The sequence below is a fragment of the Streptococcus sp. 2018WUSS126 genome, from assembly GCF_044427425.1.
In the GTDB taxonomy this organism is placed as follows: Bacteria; Bacillota; Bacilli; order Lactobacillales; family Streptococcaceae; genus Streptococcus; species Streptococcus hashimotonensis.
Genome location: NZ_JAOTGB010000028.1, coordinates 1 through 20,998, shown reverse-complemented (window position 1 = coordinate 20,998; position 20,998 = coordinate 1). Strand labels below are relative to the sequence as shown.

Genomic DNA, 20,998 nt, shown 5'->3' with positions numbered 1-20,998 from the left:
GCCAGTAACTTTAGTGTACTCTTTTTTTCAACATTTTCAACCCTAAAAATTCCTTGAATCTGCAGCTTTAGGCAAAAACAGAACTTAGTCTGAGACTAAATTCTGTTGGTGTTATGCAGTTTTCTCAAAGTAACTTCTGGAAGGACGGGAACTAGAACTTACTTTGAGAATTTACCATTTTTTAAACACTCTCTATTCTTCCAGTTCGTGATTCTCTTCTTGTAGAGCCCGTACGGATATGCTCTCTCGTACAACTCCTAATGTCAATCCAAGTTTAAATGTTCGATCTTGGAAAAATCTCCCACATCAATACACAGTTCATTTTTGACAACGTTCCTTCTTTATTAACTTTTCAACAACAATGTGAAGAGCTATATAGTTGATATTCTTTCCTGTTTATTATGTAGTGGCCGAATTTGCTCCTCATCGACTTTATAACTAGGCTATTTTTTCCAAAAACAAAAGTCGCTAGATTTTTCTAACGACTTTGTTATTATACGCGTTCAACTTTGCCTGATTTTAGTGCACGTGCTGAAGCCCAAACTTTTTTAGGTTTACCATCAATCAAAACAGTTACTTTTTGAAGGTTTGGTTTAACTGCGCGTTTAGTTTGGTTCATAGCGTGTGAACGGTTGTTACCTGATACAGTCTTACGACCAGTGAAATAACATACTTTAGCCATTGTATCTTCCTCCTCATTTGATCAAATATATCGGATGTGCTAGCACCACATACCATACTATTCTAACAGAAAAGATTGGACTTGGCAAGAATTATTTTCATTTTTATTTTTTTAAAGTATCTATACTCATAGGTAAATATTTTAATACTACAGTTTGCGCCCCATCCATAATTCTTCGTTCTCTAAGTTATTATGGTCATGAAAACTTTGGAGCGGTTTATATTTTAATTGTTCTCTGCTCACTTCTATCGTAGATTTCTTCATGGCGAAGAACTAGATCGAGCTTAATAAACTATATAATAAAAAGGATTCTCGAAAGAAAATCCTTTTTGGTTTAATCTAAGAAACTTATGCTTTGTTTGCTTGAAATCCGAGATTTCTTCGCAGTTACATTAAGCTTTGTTCGCTGAACCGAATACGTCGATACGCTCTTCAACAGATGCTTGGATAGCTTTCACGCCGTCTGCCAAGAATTTACGTGGATCAAAGAGTTTTTTCTTATCGTATTCTGCTTCGTTTGCTTCATAAGCCGCTGCAAACTTACGAGTTGCGTTTGCAAATGCGATTTGGCACTCAGTGTTTACGTTAACTTTAGCAACACCCAATTTGATTGCTTCTTGGATTTGTGCATCTGGAATACCTGAACCACCGTGCAATACGATTGGGAAACCTGGTACAGCTTCAGTCAATTTACGCAAGTGGTCAAGGTCAAGACCTTCCCAGTTTGCTGGGTATGGACCGTGGATGTTACCGATACCTGCTGCCAAGAAGTCGATACCAGTTGCAACCATTGCTACTGCGTCTTCGATTGGAGCCAATTCACCGCTACCTACGATACCATCTTCTTCACCACCGATAGTACCAACTTCAGCTTCAACTGAGATACCTTTAGCGTGTGCCAATTCTACAACTTCTTTTGCTTTTGCAAGGTTTTCTTCTACTGGAAGGTGTGAACCGTCAAACATGATAGAAGTGTAACCAACTTCGATACACTCAAGTGCATCTTCGTAGTGACCATGGTCAAGGTGAATAGCAACTGGAACTGTAATGTTCATTGATTCAATCAAGTTTGCAATCAAGTTACGAGCTACTTTGTAACCACCCATGTACTTAGCTGCACCCATAGAAGTTTGGATAAGAACTGGAGCTTGTTTTGCTTCTGCTGCACGCAAGATAGCTTGAGTCCACTCAAGGTTGTTTGTGTTAAATCCACCAACTGCATAACCGTTGTCACGCGCTGCTTGGACAAATTTTTCTGCTGAAACTAATGGCATTTCGATAGCCTCCTAATATTTTTTGAGGTTGCACCTCATACTTTTCTATTCTACCATTTTTATTTTGAAAATGCTAGTTGAAACCGTCTAGTTTTGAGAAAAGTTTCACATATCTTTTCATAAAAGCTATAACAATGCCCGTTTCGTATCATTCTTAGAATTTATGACCTAGCATATATCGTGCTCTGCACTTATCTAGACAAAACAAAAGGACTAGCCTTAGCTAGTCCACTATGCGGAGAGTGGGACTTGAACCCACACGACCTAAAGCGGTCACAGGATCCTTAGTCCTGCGCGTCTGCCAATTCCGCCATCCCCGCTTAACACAAGAACTAGTATATCATTAGAAACTAGCCTTGTCAACACTTTTTTGATTTTTTATTTTTTATTTTTACCTTTTTTGCCAAAACGTATTGATTTAGCTGATTCTTTTGCAATATTCTACTATAAATAATGCTTAAAACCATCTAGACAATGATGCCATATGGGAGTGGTATTTCGTATTTTCTTCTATAAATACTGACATCTTTTACGTTTCTTTATATAAAATATAAAAGAAGATTGAATAATACCAATCTTCTTCTATAATGATTACACTTATTTTTCATTCTCCATAGCCGCTGAAACAAAGGCTGTATACAGACCTTCAGGGCGATTAGGACGAGATTGTAGCTCTGGATGATATTGACAGGCAACGAAGAATTTATTTTCTGGAATTTCAACAATTTCTACCAAACGGTTGTCTGGTGACACGCCTGAAAAAACAAAACCTGCTTTTTCAAATTGTTCACGGAATTCATTGTTAAACTCATAACGATGACGATGGCGACGTTGTACAACTTCTTGATTATCATAAGCAGCTGCAGCCTTGGAGCCACGTTTGAGCTTGCTTGGATAAAGACCTAAACGGAGAGTTCCTCCTAAATCTTCCACTCCAATTTGATCACGCATGATGTCAATAATTGGATATTTGGTTTCTGGGTCTAATTCAAAGCTGTTAGCACCTTCTAAACCGAGAACATGACGAGCAAATTCTACACAGGTCAGCTGCATTCCCAAGCAGACCCCTAGCATTGGCACGTCATTCTCACGTGCATAACGAACAGCTTGTATTTTCCCCTCTGTGCCACGTTGTCCAAAGCCACCAGGAACGATAATTCCTTGTGCTTGTCCTAGACGTTCAGCTACGTTTTCTGCTGTCAAATCATTTGCATTGACCCAATCCAATTCGATAGCAGCATCATTTGCATATCCTGAGTGTTTTAGAGCTTCAACTACAGAAATATAGGCATCTTGTAATTCTACATACTTACCAACTAAAGCGATTTTTACTTTTTTCTGGAGATTAAGAACCTTGTTTACCATCGCTGTCCACTCTGTCATATCTGCTGGAGGTACGTCGAGCTTCAAGTGATCGCAAACAATTTGATCCATGTTCTGCGCTTGCATATTTAATGGGATTTGGTAAAGATGTTCGACATCCAAGGACTCAATGACCGCTTCTGGAGCGACATCACAGAATTGTGCCAGTTTATTTTTAATTCCTTGTCCAGCAGGCTGCTCTGTTCGAATTACCAACATGTTTGGCTGAATACCTAGACCACGCAACTCTTTTACAGAATGTTGTGTTGGCTTGGTTTTCATTTCGCCTGCTGCTTTGAGGTAAGGCAAGAGTGTTGTATGGATATACATAACATTGTCTGAACCGACATCTGCCTTCATCTGACGAAGCGCTTCAAGGAATGGCAAGCTTTCAATATCACCTACTGTACCACCCACTTCCGTGATGATGACATCTGCATCTGTAGTACGAGCTGCACGCTTGATTTTGTCTTTCAAAGCATCTGTAATGTGTGGAATAACTTGAACTGTCGCCCCTAAGTATTCCCCTTTACGCTCTTTACGGAGGACTTCGCTATAAATTTTACCTGTTGTAACATTTGAATATTTGTTCAGGTTAATGTCGATGAAACGCTCATAGTGCCCAAGGTCCAAGTCGGTTTCTGCACCGTCATCCGTCACAAAAACTTCACCGTGTTGATACGGACTCATTGTTCCTGGATCAATGTTGATGTATGGATCAAATTTTTGGATTGTTACCTTGAGACCTCGGTTCTTCAATAAACGACCTAGACTGGCTGCTACGATCCCTTTACCGATAGAGGAAACAACGCCACCTGTTACAAAAATATACTTTGTCATGCAAACTCCTTTTCTACGATTCAAGCTAATAGGAAGCAATTTGTGGGGATACTTCCTATTAACTTGAAGAAAAAACAAAAATAGCTCCCTATCGCTAGGGAGCTCCGACCTCAAAAGAGGTGCCCGATAATATCTTATCGTAATTTGGTAGTCTTGTCAAATTATTTTTAAGAATCTATGGGGATATAATTCTTATTCGTCGACGACCTCTTCATCTGAATACTCGTCGTCATCTTCACCTAAATCAACATCCTCTTCGTCCAATTCGTCATCTGGAATAATTTCGTTGATTTCCGAATCATAAGACTCAACTTCATCTTTTTCATCATCTGGATTTTCATCATCGTATTCTGATGATACACTACCTGGATAGTTGTCCTCATCTTCCGGATCATCATGTCCATAGTCAATCGCATCATCATCACCATCCATAAAGGCATTGACGCGTTTCTTCTTGCGTTTTGGTGCATCTTCATCATCTTCTTCAAGAGTGATCACTTCTTCGTCAATCTCATCGATTGCGTACCAAGAACGTAATCCCCATTTGTTTTCGCCAAGTGGAATGAAGCTTCCATCCACATTCAAATCAGAATAGAAGGTTGGGAGGGCTGCGCGAATCTCGCTGTTTGATTTTTCAAGGTAGTTTTGAATTTCATTGACCAAGTCGTTGAAATACATTTCGTTGTCACGTCCACGTTCTTCCAAAATAGCACGGGCTACTTCAATCATGGAAAGTTCGCTTTTTTCTTGTCCTGCAAATACGTTAAGTTCCAAGGCTGTTCTCCTTTTTTGTCTTTCCTTTCTATTTTACGCTAAAAAAGGCAAATAGTCAAAGATAATCTTTATCGTTTTTCTGTAAAAAAATACCTGCAGAGCTCAGCGCTACAGGTATTTTGTTTACTATACTTGTTCTTCTAAACTTGGAAGGGAGATGGTCCGTTTGACCCCATCCTTATCTACAAGTCGAACAACTTTACTTGTTGCATCATATTCGAAAGCTTCAAAAGAAACTTTGTAACGGTCTGAGAGCGTGACCAGACTTTGTTCAAAGGTTTTGAAGTCCATGCCAAACTCTTCTGCTCTTCGTTTTAATTCTTCTGTGAACTCGTCAATTTCCTCAGTTTCTTCAGAAATAATTTCTTCATCACTTTCTTCCGTCTCTGTTTCTTCTGTTGATTCAGATGGTGTACTTGGTGTAAATACTCCCCAGCCATCGTCTGAAACAGGGCGTTCTTGTGGATTAGTCATATAGTATTTAACCGTTGCTAGGAAATCTTCTAGACTATACCCTTCAGGACTTCTTGCACTGCCTTGGTCAAACCATTTAAAGGATACATAGTGATAGTGATCTTGATGCGGAATCACTAGAGTCCCGTTGCGCACTTCGGTCGCATAGCCAGCATTGTAGGTCAGTGCTTCGAAAGGAACGACTTTCTTCGCTTCAACTCGGTTGTAAATTTCCTCTGCTGTTTCTTTGGCAACTTGTGGCTGTTCTGGCGTTGTTGTCTCGCCTGCACTTGTTCCTGTTTCAGTTGGTGTAGGTGTTGACGGTGAACTAGAATTAGATTTCTCACGTTGAGCTACCATAGCCTCTGCTGGGATCAGCTCGCTTAAGTAATTCAAATCACTCTTGTTAATCCGACGGTAACCATCTGTAATCACACGTGGGATGCGATAGTTATCCGTACCTATTTTCACTTTTGGATCTAATAGGTCTGCTGGGTCAAAAATATAGCCGTCTTTTGTTGTATATTTTCCTGCTGCCTTAGCTTCTGCCAATTCTTCTGCTGAGTGAACAATTTGCCAATTTTTCAAACCTGCACGTTTCTCAATTGGTGTGACATTTTTCGCCAATTCTTCAGCGTCTCGTTTATCAAGAAGAGTTTGTACAGCTTCCAATTCTTCTTTAGATAAATCTTTCTTGGAAATTGAACGCAGAGAACCACCTGTCGCTCTTGGTAGACTGAACGCTTGACTAAAGACAAAACTTGCTGGATCTAGTACGTCTTCCGCCGAGAAGATATAGCCATCATTTGTTGCAAATTTCCCTTTTGCACGTGCATCCATGACTTCTTCTGCGGTGTGAATGATTTGCCAATTTTTCAAGCCTAAGCGGTTTGCTTTAGGTGTTGCATTTAGAATTGGGGGAACAAGATCCGTTGCTTCTCCATCACCATGTCCACTTGTAGTCCAAGCAGATGGACGAATTTCAGGATGTTGCATGATATAGCGGATCGTTGCAATTTGTTCCTTACTCAACCATGTGTAAGGTAGGACGTGGATGTGATCAATGTGTGGAATAATAAAGGATTGTCCAGTATCATAGGTCGCATTCGCTCCCTTCATCGGGATTTGATCCATACCGACCAACATGGCTGGCGTAAGATCTCCTTCTGCAAGCGGTGCAATATCAAAGATATACTGCTTATCTTTTTCTGCCAAGGTCAACTCAGCAAAAGAAATCTTCATCAAATCTAGTTCGTCACGACCATACGTATAAGTTTTTCCACCTACTTCCATTTCATAAACAACTTTTCCAGCCAATTTACGTTTAGCCGTTACTTGTTTGTATTCAAATGCAGGGCGGTTCTCTTCTTGAATTGGTTTTACAGGTTTTGAATCATTCCCTTGACTTGGTGTTGTGGGTTTAGCATCGTTTTCTACTTGTTCAGATGTTTTCGGTGGCACTTGTTTGCCCGCCTTCTCATTAACCCATTCCTCTACTTGCTTGATTTCAAAATCTTCGAGTTCGCCAAAACCAACATAATGGAAATGATCTCCATGACTAGCTATCAACCCTTGATCATCAACTGAGGTAATAGAGGATTTGCTAAAGATGTATCCATCACTTGTAAAATATGCCTTACCATCTAACCCTTTTCCATAAGCAGGAATTTGACGTCCCATATAGGAAACCACTTTCCCTGTTGACTGCTTCGGTTGTGTTGGTAATACTGGTTGTGTAGGCGATACCGGTTGCGTTGTAACCGTGCCGATTGGTGTTGCTGGACGATTTGGTTGTGTCGGTGTGTGTTGGGAGTGACTTGCTTGTGCACCAGAAGAAACACCTGCTCCATTTACACCAATCATTCGAGAAATCTTCTCTTCTAGAGGAGACATCTGGCTGTATGGGATAAAGTGATAATGGTCGCCGTGTGGAACGATGACACCTGCTGCAGTTTTCTTCGTAATCGTTCTTGGGTCAAATACCAATCCATCTGCTTCTACATGGCGTTGAGATAGCGGCGTTGCATCCAATTGAGCCAATAAACTAGCCAAATCCTGACCTTGCCCCGCACTAATTGTTGTCTGTTGAGCTCTATTGTTTCTATCGCCATATTGACTACCACTAGCCGAGCTCACACTTCCTTTTTGATTCCAGTAATCTTGAGCAGCCTTCAATTCGGCAGCTGATAAATCTTTTTTAGGAATAAAGTGGAAATGGTCGCCGTGCGGAACGATAAAACCATCTCCCGTGTCTTCAATAACATCTGTCGGATTAAAGACATAGCCATCGTCTGTTCTGTAGCGGCCGTCTTTACTATTTCCTGCTGCCTGATTCTTACTGTCAGCAGAAGAGATTCCTTTTTGCCGCTCCACTTCTTCTTTGCTACGAACATTTTTATGTTTGCTAGGGTCTTTTAGATAGAGATAGTATTTCCCATCAACTTTTATGACGTAGCCATCCTGGACTTCATTGATGATGTGACTATCTTGTAAAACATAGTTCGGGTCCTTCATGACCAATTCTTCACTAAAAATCGCATCAAAAGGGACTTTACCATTATAGTAGTGGAAATGGTCGCCGTGTGATGTCACATAGCCTTGATCAGTAATTTTAACAACTATCTGCTCGGCATCAATATTTTCCTTGGCAGAAATTTGATCAGGTGTTAATTGTTCCGAGACTGTGCTTTGTGCACTTTGACTATCTTCAATGTAGGACACACGATTTTTTTGCTCTTCCATCGCTTGGAAACGTCCAAGCTGATAGCTACAGAGACTCATCCCTAAAACAAGGACGGCTACGGAGCCAACAACTGCTTTTTTCTTCATTTTTTCTCCTTTCGGTCGATAGAATTCGGCCTTTTATTTTAACTCTTGAGCTAATGTTTCTAAGACTTGCTCTAGATTTTCTAGATAGGTTAAATTATTTTCTGGATCTGCTTCAAGAGGATCCAACACTTTTAAGTCCACACCTGTCGAACTCGCCAATGCCTTGGCAAGCTTATCCGAGGCACCTTTTTCTGTAAAAATTGTTTGTACATTGTAGGTGTCAACAAATTCTTTAATTTCCGCCAACTGTCTAGGGCTTGGTTCCTCCTCTGAAACTCCTGCGATTCCCAACTGCTTCAACCCAAAGCGTTGCGCGGTGTAGGAGAAGGCTGTGTGTTGAGTGACAAATGTTTTTGATGTGGCTTTTGAAAAGATTGGGCTATACTTGTCTGCCAACTTTTGCGCCTTTTCCTCCAAGGTTGCGGCATTTTGACGATAATAATCCGCATTCTTAGGATCACTTTCTGCTAAAAGTTCACCAATCGCAACAGCTTCCTGACCAACCAAAACTGGATCCAGCCATGTGTGGGGGTCATATAAACTAGCTTCATCAATCCCTTGACCAGCTTCCATGTCTTCTAAACCTGGAACCTTTGTCAGCGGTAAATTAGTCGAAGCCTCCAAAACCTTGACAGATGAACCTTGCAAATTAGGTTCCAAACGTCCTGCCCAGGATTCCAAAATTCGCGAATGATAGATAAAAACATCTGCATCATATATAGCCTTTATGTCTGCAGCTGATGGTTCATAAGAGTGTATACCCTGTCTTGAACCAATCATTCGAACATCATTTTTGCTCCCGGACACTTCCTTAACCAGTGAATAAATTGGGTAAAATGAGGTGACTATTTTCATTCCTGGCTGTACTTGACTCGCTTCCTTCTGAGCCGAGCAAGCTGCTAAAACAAAACCGAATAAGGCCAAAAGACAGGTCCCTACTATTTTCTTAAACATAATTACCTCCTTCTTTAACCAGTTAATTATATAACAAGAACGTTAACTGGTCAAGCATTTTTTTGAGAAAGTCACAGCTATCCGCGAAAACGTGATTTGTATCCCTAGCTATAAACCTCACCTCCAGCGACATCTAAAAACTTTCACCGAACTTCATTCAAGTTAATACTGTGTCATCCCTAACAACTTACTTTTATCTTGTTCTAAAACTGCCAATTCATACAACTTTTTCTTTTGAAATACCTTGTACTACATCAAGCAAAACTTTGAAGAGATGACACATTCTCACACAATAAAAGCACAAAGTCTTCTTTAAGCTCAAGCGAATGAATTGGTAAATCAAGATGATGACTTGCCAATGTTTAGTTATAGACAATATGTAAGATAACCCTTACCAGAGACTACCTCTGTGTGAAATTATAAATATCATCATTTAGTTTTTCTTTTATTACTTCGACGTAAGCCTTGCCTAACTTCAGTTATGCCTGCAGCTCATTGCCTCGTACTAAAAGTAAACTAAAAGACTATAATTAATAATTTGACCCTCGACACATCCCTAATATCGGAATTCTCTTTCCTTTGACCTTTTTTAAACATCGCAATTAAACCACCAAAAATAAGTTTTATGGAATGGAAAACGAGCAACTCCAAATTGGAATTGCTCGTTTTTTAATATGTAAGGACTAATTTTTCCCTAGACTTTTGAATCAATCTATAAGTCGCCCTCTACGGTTGACAGGAGGCTTCAAAAAGCTACCCATTCTACTTGCCACTCAAAGAGCTTGATGGTAAAAAATGATACCCTCTTTTAAAGATACATTGCAAAACGCTTTATTAGTTCTCGTCTTGACGACGTTTTCCGTTGAGTGCAAATGTAGCCACCAACATAGCTGTACCTAGTGTTGCAAAAGCTACTGAGTTATCTTCACCGGTATTCGGCAATTGCGCTTTATTTGTAGAAACTACTGATGTTGGGATGCTGCTATCTTGCGTTGGTGTAGCAGGTGTAGTAGATTTTGGTTTTGAAACTTCTGGTGTTGGAGTCGGAGTGACTGGTTTCAACTCGTAAACATAAACAACTTTTTGTGCTGTCTCAGTAACCTTGCCTGAAACTGGGGCTGAATCTGCTTTGTGTTCCTTGAAGACATAAACATTGCCTGCTTCGTCTTTCAATTCAGTTTCATTCTTCGTTTCATAAGCTGTGCCGGTTGACTGGTTTTCGCTAAAGACTGGAGTTTCTGCTTTTAGAACCTTGCCGTCTGTCGTTACATGCTCGACTGTGACATTACCTTTGATTTCTTCGTAAACAAAGGTTACTTTTTGAGTGCCCTCTTTGACCTCACCTTTTGGTTGCGCAGAAGTTTTGTCAACCTCTTTGTACTTGAAGGTACGACCGTTATCCGTCATAATCTTGTCTTCTGGTTGGGTCTCATATGGGGTACCAACTGGTTCATCTGTCTTGACTGGGGTTTCTTTCTTCAGAACTTCACCGGTGGTTGTAATGTGTTCTACTGTAACATTACCTTTTGGTGCGTCTGGTGTTGGGCTTGGAGTCGGAGTGACTGGTTTCAACTCATAAACGTAAACAACTTTTTGTGCTGTCTCAGTAACCTTGCCTGAAACTGGGGCTGAGTCTGCTTTGTGTTCCTTGAAGACATAAACATTACCTGCTTCGTCTTTCAATTCAGTTTCATTCTTCGTTTCATAAGCTGTGCCAGTTGACTGGTTTTCGCTAAAGACTGGAGTTTCTGCTTTAAGAACTTTACCGTCTGTCGTTACATGCTCGACTGTGACATTGCCTTTGACTTCTTCGTAAACGAAGGTTACTTTTTGAGTGCCCTCTTTGACTTCACCTGTTGGATCTGCTGATCCTTCCTTGAGACCTTTATAAACAAACGTACGACCGTTATCTGTCACAATCTTGTCTTCTGGTTTGGTCTCATATGGAGTACCAACTGGTTCATCTGTCTTAACTGGAGTTTCTTTCTTCAGAACTTCACCAGTTGTTGTAACGTGTTTTACCGTGACACTACCTTTAGGAACTTCCGAAGTTGGAACAACTTCATAATAGTATACAGTTCTCCCACCTGGGAAATATGGATTATTAATGTAGAAAGTAGTATCTGTGTTAGTAGATTTAACACGAACAGTTGCATAAGTTTTTTTATCTTCACCATAACGTAGAGTGCCTCTAGCAGGTTTACCGTCAGTTGTTGTAGCAACCTCATTATTAGGATCCAGAAGTTCCCACTCAATATTTTGACCAGCATCGTCTTTCATCAGATATCTGATGAAATAACCTTTATCTGTACCCACAGCAGTCGCATCACCAGCCATTACGAGAGGATTGATAAGACCACTTGTATTAATACCACTATCTTTGATTAACTTATAGGTCACACCGTCTGCTGTAATTGTTTCTGGTGCTGCAGTTGTAAATTTGTACCCTGACATTTCTGTTTGTGTCACAGTCGCTAACACTTTGTTAGAATCTTTGACGACATATTCTGTCTTCTTGTCAATTAATCTAGGAACGAACCAGCCATAGCCCATATAACGACCGTTGGTATATCCCAGTGCCTTTTCGTAGTTGGTATATAGCTCATCAAACCAACCATCTGTTGCATTTGAAGTGGATACAGATGCAATTGGGAAGTTTCCGTTATTTGTGATAACCTCTCTGTGTTGGATAGTATACGTAGTAGTTCTACCAAACCATCCGTTGTAAACATATTTAAGTTCATTCTCTCGAAGCTCTGGAACTAAGGCATCCGACATTAGCAGCTTACCATCACTACCGTACATATTTATATATACATTACCCGTGCCGTCTCTATCTGTACTAAAGGCCATCTGATGGACGAGTGTCGCTCCCCTAGATGAGCTCGTCTCAACAACACCATCTTTATTCACATAAAGAGGTCCGTCACTCCAGTTATTGTACTTATCTGTTTTGATAACTGCAAATGTATATTTTTGGGGATCATGATTTACCGTGCCAGTAAAGTTAGGGTTCATTGACTTTACTTCAGGCTCAGTTGTCGTAAAACCATCTGTCGGAATTTCACTAATTGTTTTGATACCTTTTCCTGGTGTTACAACTACTTCTTTAGTATTTGTCGCCGCTGAACGCTCAGTTCCTACAGCTGATCTAAATTCTTGAGGTGCCTCAGCGCTCTCTAGTGGGGCTAACGAGGCATCCACTCCCTCTTCAATAGGTGCTACTTCTTCATCAGTTGTTGACACTTTGTCCAATGTCTCATCCGTTGGCAAAGCAACATCACTTTCCATTACCTCTTTAGCAGATGAATCTGTATTTGTCGGAACCTGCTCAGCAGCAACTGTAGCCATGTTACCCAAGAATAGTGCAACAAAGACAACGGATGCTACTCCTGTTTTAAACTTACGAATTGAAAAACGTTGACGCTTATCTGGAAACATTTGATTTTTTCCATTGTGTCTCATTATTTTCTCCTTAATATAAATATAGATATTTTTTGTCGCTGATCGTGAAAACAATATTCATAAGTCTCTTCAAATTGTTCTTTTCAAAACAGGAACATCATCCCCCTTTTGTACTTACTTTTATTGTAAATTCCACTAAAACAACCTTTTAACGATAACTGAAAAATTGAAATTTGTCAAATGTTACATATTGCAAACCATTACTTAATCCCTCTCAACGCAAAAACAACCAAAAGAAAACGATTACAGCAAGGTTAGGCAAAAAGTCCGGCTTCGCTTCTCAGAGTTCGTGTCAACATCTCAGCGCATCGCATTAAAAAAGATGATTAAACAAAAAACCCGACCAGAGTCGAGTTTTCCAAATAATTATTTTACAGTTGCAGTGCTTGTGATCACTTCAACGGCTTTCTTCACAGCGATGTCGTGTTTAAGCATTTCTGGTGAAAGCAAGCTACGAACTTGTGCCACTTCCATCTTGTAAGTTGCTGCCAAGTCTTCGATTTCTTTGTTGATTTCTTCTTCAGTTGCTTCGAAACCTTCTGCTTTAGCTACTGCTTCAACAACCAAGTTTGTCTTAGTGCGTTTTTCAGCATCTGCTTCGTATTGTTTATGAAGGTCTTCACGAGTTGTACCAGTAATTTGGAAGTACATGTCTGGTGAGATACCTTGTTGTTGCATACCACCCAAGAATTCGTTGATTGCACGGTGAACTTCTTCGTGGATCATTTCTTCTGGCAATTCAACGATTTCAGCGTTTTCTACAGCCAATTCAAGAGCTGCTGATTCAACTGCATCGTCAAAGGCAACTTCTTTTGCTGCTTCCAATTCTTTACGGTACTTAGCTTTCAACTCATCAAGTGTTTCTACTTCTTCGTCGATGTCTTTTGCCAACTCGTCATCCAAAGCTGGAACTTCTTTTGCTTTTACTTCGTGGATTTTTGTCACGAAGAGGGCTGGTTTGCCTGCAAGGTCAGCTGCTTGGTAGTCTTCTGGGAAAGTCACTTCAACGTTTACTTCTTCACCAGCTGCATGGCCTACCAATTGTGCTTCGAAACCTGGGATGAATTGACCTGAACCAAGTCCAAGTGAGAAGTTCTCACCTTTACCGCCGTCAAATTCAACGCCGTCGATTGAACCTACAAAGTCGATAACAACTGTGTCGCCTTCAGCTGCTGGACCTTCTTTGATGACCAATTCAGCCAAGTTGTTGCGCTCACGTTCGATTTTTGCATCTACTTCTTCGTCAGATACTTCTTTAGTTGCTTCTACTGAAACTGCCAAGTTTTTGTAGTCACCCAATTTTACTTCAGGTTTTGTCACAACTTCAGCAGTGATTGTCCAATCTTGGCCTTTTTCCATAGATACAACGTCGATTTTTGGTTGTGCAACGACTTCAAGACCAGCTTCAGCTACAGCTACTTCATAAGCTGCTGGCAAGAGTGCATTTACTACATCTTGGTAAAGTGCTTCTTCACCGAATTTTTGGTTGAAAACGGCACGTGGCAAGTGACCTTTACGGAAACCTGGAAGATTGATATCTTTCTTAACTTTGTTGAAAACGCGGTCCAATTCTGGTTTGATTGCATCTTGACCGATTGTGAAAGTCAAAACGCCGCGGTTTGTTTCTTTTGCTTCAAATGATACAGACATTCTGTCATTCTCCTTAAAATTTTATTGCATACTCTTCATTATACCACAAATGACAAGGATTTCAACGATTTTATAATGGACTTTCGGGAAATGGCAGAGCTGGAAGCTAATCTTCTAATCTGGTTGTTGTCCGTCGTGGGCCAGCCACTTGCAGTCTGTTAAACTCATTTCGGAAAAGACCGCTTCAAAAGAAGAATCTTCTGGCGAGCAGGCATAGATTCCAAAATGGATTTTTCCACCGCCTTCATGTAAGTGGCAAATCCGCATCTGCTCAAAATGGATACCGTCTTTAGAGTTTTCAATGCAAAAATCACTGCCCCGTCGGCTCAAACGGTAATAGATTGACTTGACAGAAGCTGGTATTTCCTGAGTTGCCCAGTCTGAAAAACCGTGATTGGTCACGACACTGCCCAGGTGCTGAAAGTCTTCATTTTCATACTCAATCGAGCCCTTAATCCAGTTTTCCGAATCCTGATAGACCACTACACCACACTGGTCAAAGCGGGTATGACTATTGGAAAAATCTGTCTTTACTGTAAAGGAGAAATACTCTTCCTCCGTGCCCATCAAGAGCAAGGGAGCATTGTCATTAACAAAATTGTAATAGGTCTTCTGCCACAAATCCGTATGAGCTTGGGTTGTGATTCTGATTTCCTTATCTGAGATTTGGTAATTTTCAGGTTCTCGTACCCAGTAAAAATTCTTGGTGTTCATTTGATTTCCTTTCATTTTTAGACTATTATACAGGCAAAAGAAAAAGAAGACAAGTAACTCAATCAACTCTTTTAAGAGCAGGCTGAGGTGATTTTGGGGACTTTGCAGGCCTTGTATCGTCAAGATTAGCGGGTACTATTCCTCCAAAAAGTCTATCAAGGCTGTTGAAAATACCTCTGCATTTTGGAAGATAGATCCGTGACCCGCATTTGGATAGATAATCAGTTGGCTGTTTTTGATTTTCTCATGCATGATATAAGAGTTCTCAGTCGGAACTTGCATATCCTTGTCACCATTGACGATCAGCGTTGGTTGCGTGATAAAGGCCATATCTTCTTGAGGATTTCTCCCCCAGCGTTTGATAGCCTTCAGCTGGGTTAAAAATCCTGGGACATTCATCTCCTTGTCTGCATACTCGGCTTTTCTTTCTCCCATACGACCCAAAACTTTTTCAGCTTCCAGTCGGCCTGCTTCATCGTGGTTGTAGAAGATGTAGCGTTTTGGATCCACACGCTCCAGACCAGCCTTCAGCATATAGCGGAAGGTTTTTCCTGTCACCTTATCCACTTCTACACCGCCACGAGGACCTGTTCCTGCTAGAATCAAGCGGTTAACCATTTGGCTATCAAGACGAACGAATTCTTGGGCGATAAAACCACCCATAGAAAGACCGAGTAGGTTAATTTTCGTATGCCCCAAGGCCTTGATAATAGCATGAGCCTGCTCTGCCATTCCTGGAATAGTAGGAGCTACCTTGCCTTGACTGGCTCCGACGCCAGGCAAATCAAGAACAATAACATGCTCTTTTTCAGCTAGTAAGTCTAGCAATTTGGGATCCCAGTTATCCAAGGTTGCGGCCAAATGGACCAACATGACCAAGGGCAGTTTAGACTTGCCCATACCTAGTTCACGGTAGGCAATCTGATTGCCAGCGACAGTAATGTATTGATTTTTTGTTGTGATATAAGACATAAGTACTCCTACTATTTAAAACTGAGGACAGTTTTTCCACGTGAGCGACCGTTGGCGACCTTGTCCAAGGCTGCGTTGACTTCTTCAAATGGATAAACGGTATCGATAGACGGTTTGATTTCTAGTTTGCTGAAAATGTCTGCCACCTCTTGCAACTGTTGGCCATTACTTTCTACGAAAATGAAATGATAGTGCACTCCGTAGCTTTCAGCCATTTTATCAAACTTGCGACCAACCAAGCCAAGCAGGATTTGTTTCCATTTTGGCAGGTTCATACGTTTGGCAAATTCGCCATTTGGCATGGCACGGAGGGAAACCAGCTGACCACCTTTTTTCATGATAGACATTTGTTTTTCGGTTTCTACACCGCCAAGTGTGTCCAGTACATAATCGATTTGGGAGAGGGTTTTGGTGTAATCTTCTGTCTTGTAGTCGATAAACTGGTCGGCACCCAACGCCAATACCCGCTCTGCATTTGCCCCATCACCGTTGGTAATAACGGTCAAACCTTTAGCTTTGGCAATCGGAATGGCCATACCACCGACACCACCAGTACCACCTGAGATGAAAATGGTCTTGCCAGCTTCTGCACCCATGAGGTTAAGAGCTTGCATAATAGTTAGGGCCGTAAGAGGGACAGCAGCCGCTTCCACATCGGTCAGATAGGCAGGAACTTTGGCAAGGGCTGTAGCCTCCACCGCTGCATACTCGGCAAAAGCACCGATAGTGTCGAGGGGAAGACGACCAAAGACACGGTCGCCAACTGCAAAATTGGTCACGCTTGAGCCGACTTCTTCCACCAAGCCAACGACCTCATTGCCAGCCGTTTGTGGCAGTTTGTAGGGAACAATCATCTTGACATCTCCGCGAGAAATCATATTGTCCAGGGGATTGACACCTGCTGCGGTCACTTTGACCAGGACTTGGTCTGGTTTGATGTGCGGTTTGGCAATCTCAGTCAGGTTGAGGGCGATATTGTTTTTGTTATAAGATGTGTGTTGTGCTGCTTTCATGGTTTCTCCTTTTATTTAACAACTTGTATCTGATACAGGTCTAACTGTATTCTAAGAAAATCTGACTAAGCCAGTCAGATGCGGTTTTGTTTGGTTTCTGCGTAAAGGTTCTCAATCACATTGTCCAAGCTTTGCTGGGCCAAGTCTTCTTCCAGTTGCTTTTCAACACTGGCAAAAATCGGGCTCACAGCGCCTTCAATATGCCGGCCGACAGGGCAGGCCTGATTGGCGTGCTGGTGCTGTTGAAAGAGCTGGATATGCGTGACTTCCTGGGTGGCATAGTAGATGTCCAGAAGACTGATGTCCGCCGGATCCTTGCTCAACTCATAGCCAGCCTTGCCTTGCTGGGACTGGATGATGCCTGCATTCTTCAAGAGGGCGATGACCTTGCGGATATAACTGGCATTGGTACCGACGCTGGTTGCCAAGGCCTGCGACGTCATGACGTCACTGCTCTCGCTAATCATGGCCAAGATATGCAGAGCTACTGAAAATTTGGTATCCATGGAAACCCTCCTTTTGAACTTGTATCAACTACAAGAACAAGCTTAGCATAAAGAAATACACTTGGCAAGGATTTTATTCAAAAAAATCACAACCCTCTGGCTGTGATTAATTTTTCCGTATCTGATCTTCCTGATAGGCCGCACGGGCTCCGCCGATGAGCTTGGGTCGGCTGGCAAGGGCGGTGACATGGGCTTGGCCGATTTCACGCAAGCTCGGTCTAATCGGCACTTGGACGTGCTTGATGTGCATACCAATCGCCGTATCGCCTATGTCCACACCCGCCTGAGCGGTGATAAATTCCACTTCGACTGGATCGTTCATATATTTGAAGGCTGCCAACTGTCCAGAGCCTCCTGCATGAAGGGTGGGGAGGACATTGACCATTTCCAAATCTTTCTGGATAGCCAATTCACGCTCTACTACTAAGGCACGATTGAGGTGTTCACAGCCTTGGACAGCTAGGTAAATGCCCTTGGGAGTCAAAATATCCAGAATGGTTTCGACAACGGCTTCTCCAACTTCCAGACTAGAATTTTTACCAATATGCCCACCAATGACCTCACTAGAAGACAAGCCTAGTACAAAAATCTGACCCTTTTGAAGCTTGCTGAGTTCTAAAATCTCTTCGACAACTTGCTTAGTTTGGTCTTTAATTTCCCTTAATGACATGATTTACTGCACCAATTCTTTCTATTGCCTGAGTCAAGATATAACCTAGTACCAAACCAACTGTGTTTTGCAGGGTATTGCTCATCAGACTTGTAACAGCATCAGCTACATTATACATGAAACTAGATGCTACAAAATAGCCACCAATCATGGAAAGACTGGCAAGAACAACTCCAATCAAACGTTTCTTACCCGTCCATCCTGCAAAATAACCCTGAGCACCGTGGAAAAGCAAGCTAAAGAAAGCCCACTGGGGATAGCCCAACAAGAAATCAATCAAAAGCCCTGACAATCCGCCAACAATTACTCCTTCTTTCTTGCCCAGGTAAAAGGCTGTAAAGAAAACACCAACATCTAACAACGTGACAAAGCCCGTCGGTGTCGGTACGTGGACAAAAGCCAGAGCCAAGGTCAAAGCCGTTAGAATGGCCAGCAATACAAGTTCTTGCGTCTTTTTATTTCTCATATTGAATTACCCCATATTGATCTGATTTTAAGATGGCTGCATGGACAAAGTCCTTGGACAGTCGGACTGCCTCCAAAGAGTCCTGACCTAGCAAAAGCTGACTGGCAATGCTGGACGCAAAGGTACAGCCCGCCCCCACATTGTTTTCCGAAAGCAGGGGCGACTTAAGCACCACCGCTTCCTGCCCGTCATAATACACATCGACAGCCTGTAAACCTCCCAAGCGGTTGCCCCCCTTGATGACCACCGACTTGGCACCCAAATCATAAAGCGCCACCGCCGCCTGCTCCATCTCTTCCACCGTTTTGATGTCTTTTTGGAGCAATAGCTGAGCTTCTGCCAGATTTGGCGTGATGATGCTGACATAGGGAAGGAACTTCAAGAGTTCATCCCTCAGCTGGCTGACCTCGGTATCATGCGTTTCCTTACAGACCAAGACTGGATCCAAAACCACTGGAATATCCTGATGAGCCTTGATAAATTCCAAGACCTGCTCTGCTATTTCCACCGTCGGAAGCAAACCAATCTTAATAGCTGAAAAAGGCACGTTCTTCAAACTAGCCAGCTGCTGGGCAAACACCGCTGCATCTGTCGGAATAACCTCAAAACCTTTTTCCGTCATAGCTGTCAAGCAGGTAACCGCCACAAAGCCATGCAGGCCATGGACTGTGTAAGTGGTCAGGTCTGCATAGAGGCCGCCACCGCTGAAAATATCATTGCCCGAAAGCGCCAAAATATACTTAGTCTTCATAGATAATCTCCTTTAGATAGAGGCCGTTACCTGCCGCAGTTGGACCTGCCAAACCACGATCTTTTTCTGCCAAAATCCGCTTAATCTGACCCACAGGCATGCGACCATTACCAATTTTCAAGAGGGTCCCGACCATATTCCGCACCTGCTTGTACAAAAAGCCATTGCCTGAAAAGGTAAAAATCAAGAACTGGCGCCGCTGGTCATACTCCATGGTCGCCGCCGTAATGGTCCGCACCTTGTCCTCGACCGAGGTCCCTGATGCCGTAAACCCTGTAAAGTCATGGGTCCCCACTAGGTCCTGAATAGCTTCTTCTATCAAGCTCAAATCCAAATCATAGGGATAGAAGGTCGCATAGTGGCGCATCATAGGATTCTTGGGCCGGCCAATGTCCACTAGAAATTCATAGGTCTTGCTATGCTTGGCATAGCGGCAATGAAAATCATCCGCCACCTGCTCCACCTGGACCACATCAATATCTTCAGGTGTTTGGGTATCTAGGGCAAAGCGGAGCTTCTCAGTATCTCGACTGCCAGCCAAGTCAAAGTGTATAACCTGACCGTAGGCATGTACTCCCGCATCTGTCCGACCCGCACCATGAACGGTTACTGGCTGACCACTATTCAATCTTACTAACGTTTTTTCGATTTCTTCCTGAACCGTACGAGCATGGGGCTGGCGTTGAAAACCAGAAAAATCATGTCCGTCGTAGGAAATAATTGCCTTATATCTTGTCATGTTTTGATTGTAGCACAGGAAAAGTATGTAAACAAGTCATGAGACATCAAACTGTCCTATGACAGATTTCCTGTCTCAAAATTGACACAACCTCCCAAATACACTATAATGAAACTGAATATTGTATCTTAGAATTTTTATAAAATAGTAACGAAAGGAGGAAACTATGGAACTCCATTCTCACCTCAATGCAGAAAACCAAACTGCTTTTGAACACGTCATCCAACATCTAAAAGAAAAGGGTGTACGCATTACCGAAACTAGAAAAGCAGTCGTTGCCTACATTATCGAAAGCGATGACCATCCTAGTGCTGAGATGATTTATCAAGATCTACTACCTAACTACCCCAACATGAGCCTGGCGACTGTTTACAACAACCTCAAACTTCTATTGGAAGAAGGGTTCGTGACTGAATTGAAACGGACCAATGATAATACTACTTATTACGACTTCATGGGGCACGAGCACCTCAATGTTATTTGTGAAGTCTGTGGAAAAATCACTGATTTCATGGATGTAGAAATCCCGAGCTTGAAGAAGGAAGCTCATACCCAAACTGGTTACAAAATTACAAAAGAGGTGCTATCCATCTACGGCATTTGTCCTGATTGCCAGGGCTAAAAGACGAATATCAAAGCGGCTTTCTGTCGCTTTTTTTATTATGGCTTCGAGCCAGTTTTTCTCGAAGAGAAAAACAAGAAAACCACCAGCTATGCTGGTGGCTGACAAGGCTTTGAGCTTCCATTTCTTTTTCCCGATATAATCTAATTGTTCAGGTTAGATAAAGGAGGAAAAAGAAATGGCTAAAACCAGTTACAGTTTATCACATACCAAATGGATGTACAAATATCACATAGTTTTCACACCTAAGTACCGTAGAAAA

Annotated in this window: 17 protein-coding genes, 1 tRNA gene and 1 pseudogene; 2 read left to right on the top strand and 17 right to left on the bottom strand. The window is 41.9% G+C overall.

Features of this window, described 5'->3' with window-relative positions:
- Positions 1–493: 493 nt before the first annotated feature.
- From rpmB to truA, 17 genes are all read right to left on the bottom strand, one after another.
- Complete coding sequence (rpmB, locus tag ODU34_RS09465; RefSeq protein ID WP_001140948.1) at positions 494–682, bottom strand: 50S ribosomal protein L28; 189 nt, start codon at positions 680–682, stop codon at positions 494–496.
- Between the two features lie 392 nt (positions 683–1,074).
- Positions 1,075–1,956: a class II fructose-bisphosphate aldolase gene (locus tag ODU34_RS09460; RefSeq protein WP_011922635.1), complete on the bottom strand. Its 882-nt coding sequence runs from the start codon at positions 1,954–1,956 to the stop codon at positions 1,075–1,077.
- A gap of 234 nt (positions 1,957–2,190) precedes the next feature.
- Positions 2,191–2,276: transfer RNA gene (locus tag ODU34_RS09455), tRNA-Leu, on the bottom strand.
- Positions 2,277–2,553: 277 nt separating this feature from the next.
- Positions 2,554–4,158, bottom strand: coding sequence for a CTP synthase (locus ODU34_RS09450; protein ID WP_105106388.1), 1,605 nt, complete (start codon positions 4,156–4,158; stop codon positions 2,554–2,556).
- A 192-nt stretch (positions 4,159–4,350) separates the two neighbouring features.
- A complete protein-coding gene (gene rpoE, locus ODU34_RS09445; RefSeq protein ID WP_011921912.1) occupies positions 4,351–4,932 on the bottom strand; it encodes a DNA-directed RNA polymerase subunit delta in 582 nt (193 codons plus the stop codon).
- Between the two features lie 126 nt (positions 4,933–5,058).
- Entirely contained in the window at positions 5,059–8,214 is a 3,156-nt protein-coding gene (locus ODU34_RS09440) for a pneumococcal-type histidine triad protein (protein WP_398578477.1), read from the bottom strand.
- Between the two features lie 33 nt (positions 8,215–8,247).
- Entirely contained in the window at positions 8,248–9,168 is a 921-nt protein-coding gene (locus tag ODU34_RS09435; protein ID WP_398578476.1) for a metal ABC transporter solute-binding protein, Zn/Mn family, read from the bottom strand.
- A gap of 834 nt (positions 9,169–10,002) precedes the next feature.
- Positions 10,003–12,633, bottom strand: a complete 2,631-nt coding sequence (locus ODU34_RS09430; protein ID WP_398578475.1) for a MucBP domain-containing protein — start codon at positions 12,631–12,633, stop codon at positions 10,003–10,005.
- Between the two features lie 366 nt (positions 12,634–12,999).
- A complete protein-coding gene (gene tig / locus ODU34_RS09425) occupies positions 13,000–14,283 on the bottom strand; it encodes a trigger factor (protein ID WP_205014866.1) in 1,284 nt (427 codons plus the stop codon).
- 114 nt (positions 14,284–14,397) lie between these two features.
- Positions 14,398–14,997 carry a DUF1349 domain-containing protein gene (locus ODU34_RS09420; RefSeq protein ID WP_239514919.1) on the bottom strand — a complete coding sequence of 200 codons (600 nt, stop codon included), beginning with the start codon at positions 14,995–14,997 and terminating at the stop codon, positions 14,398–14,400.
- A 135-nt stretch (positions 14,998–15,132) separates the two neighbouring features.
- Positions 15,133–15,969, bottom strand: a complete 837-nt coding sequence (locus ODU34_RS09415; RefSeq protein WP_136647123.1) for an alpha/beta fold hydrolase — start codon at positions 15,967–15,969, stop codon at positions 15,133–15,135.
- Between the two features lie 11 nt (positions 15,970–15,980).
- Positions 15,981–16,982: an NADP-dependent oxidoreductase gene (locus tag ODU34_RS09410; protein ID WP_136647122.1), complete on the bottom strand. Its 1,002-nt coding sequence runs from the start codon at positions 16,980–16,982 to the stop codon at positions 15,981–15,983.
- A 74-nt stretch (positions 16,983–17,056) separates the two neighbouring features.
- Complete coding sequence (locus ODU34_RS09405) at positions 17,057–17,488, bottom strand: Rrf2 family transcriptional regulator (protein ID WP_136647121.1); 432 nt, start codon at positions 17,486–17,488, stop codon at positions 17,057–17,059.
- A 106-nt stretch (positions 17,489–17,594) separates the two neighbouring features.
- Positions 17,595–18,158, bottom strand: a complete 564-nt coding sequence (locus ODU34_RS09400; protein WP_136647120.1) for a TIGR01440 family protein — start codon at positions 18,156–18,158, stop codon at positions 17,595–17,597.
- The gene (locus ODU34_RS09395; RefSeq protein WP_105139310.1) at positions 18,139–18,624 is read right to left on the bottom strand and encodes an ECF transporter S component; all 486 of its coding nucleotides are present in this window, start codon (positions 18,622–18,624) and stop codon (positions 18,139–18,141) included. The genes ODU34_RS09400 and ODU34_RS09395 overlap by 20 nt, the downstream gene beginning before the upstream one ends.
- Positions 18,614–19,375, bottom strand: a complete 762-nt coding sequence (locus tag ODU34_RS09390; protein WP_136647119.1) for a bifunctional hydroxymethylpyrimidine kinase/phosphomethylpyrimidine kinase — start codon at positions 19,373–19,375, stop codon at positions 18,614–18,616. Before ODU34_RS09390 ends, ODU34_RS09395 begins: the two co-directional genes overlap by 11 nt.
- Complete coding sequence (gene truA / locus ODU34_RS09385; protein WP_024384694.1) at positions 19,365–20,114, bottom strand: tRNA pseudouridine(38-40) synthase TruA; 750 nt, start codon at positions 20,112–20,114, stop codon at positions 19,365–19,367. The genes ODU34_RS09390 and truA overlap by 11 nt, the downstream gene beginning before the upstream one ends.
- A gap of 166 nt (positions 20,115–20,280) precedes the next feature.
- Here truA and ODU34_RS09380 point away from each other — a divergent pair, with 166 nt between their 5' ends.
- Both ODU34_RS09380 and ODU34_RS09375 read left to right on the top strand, forming a co-directional pair.
- Complete coding sequence (locus ODU34_RS09380) at positions 20,281–20,736, top strand: Fur family transcriptional regulator (protein WP_014636557.1); 456 nt, start codon at positions 20,281–20,283, stop codon at positions 20,734–20,736.
- A 178-nt stretch (positions 20,737–20,914) separates the two neighbouring features.
- Positions 20,915–20,998 (top strand): annotated as a pseudogene (locus ODU34_RS09375) (IS200/IS605 family transposase); the annotation flags it as partial.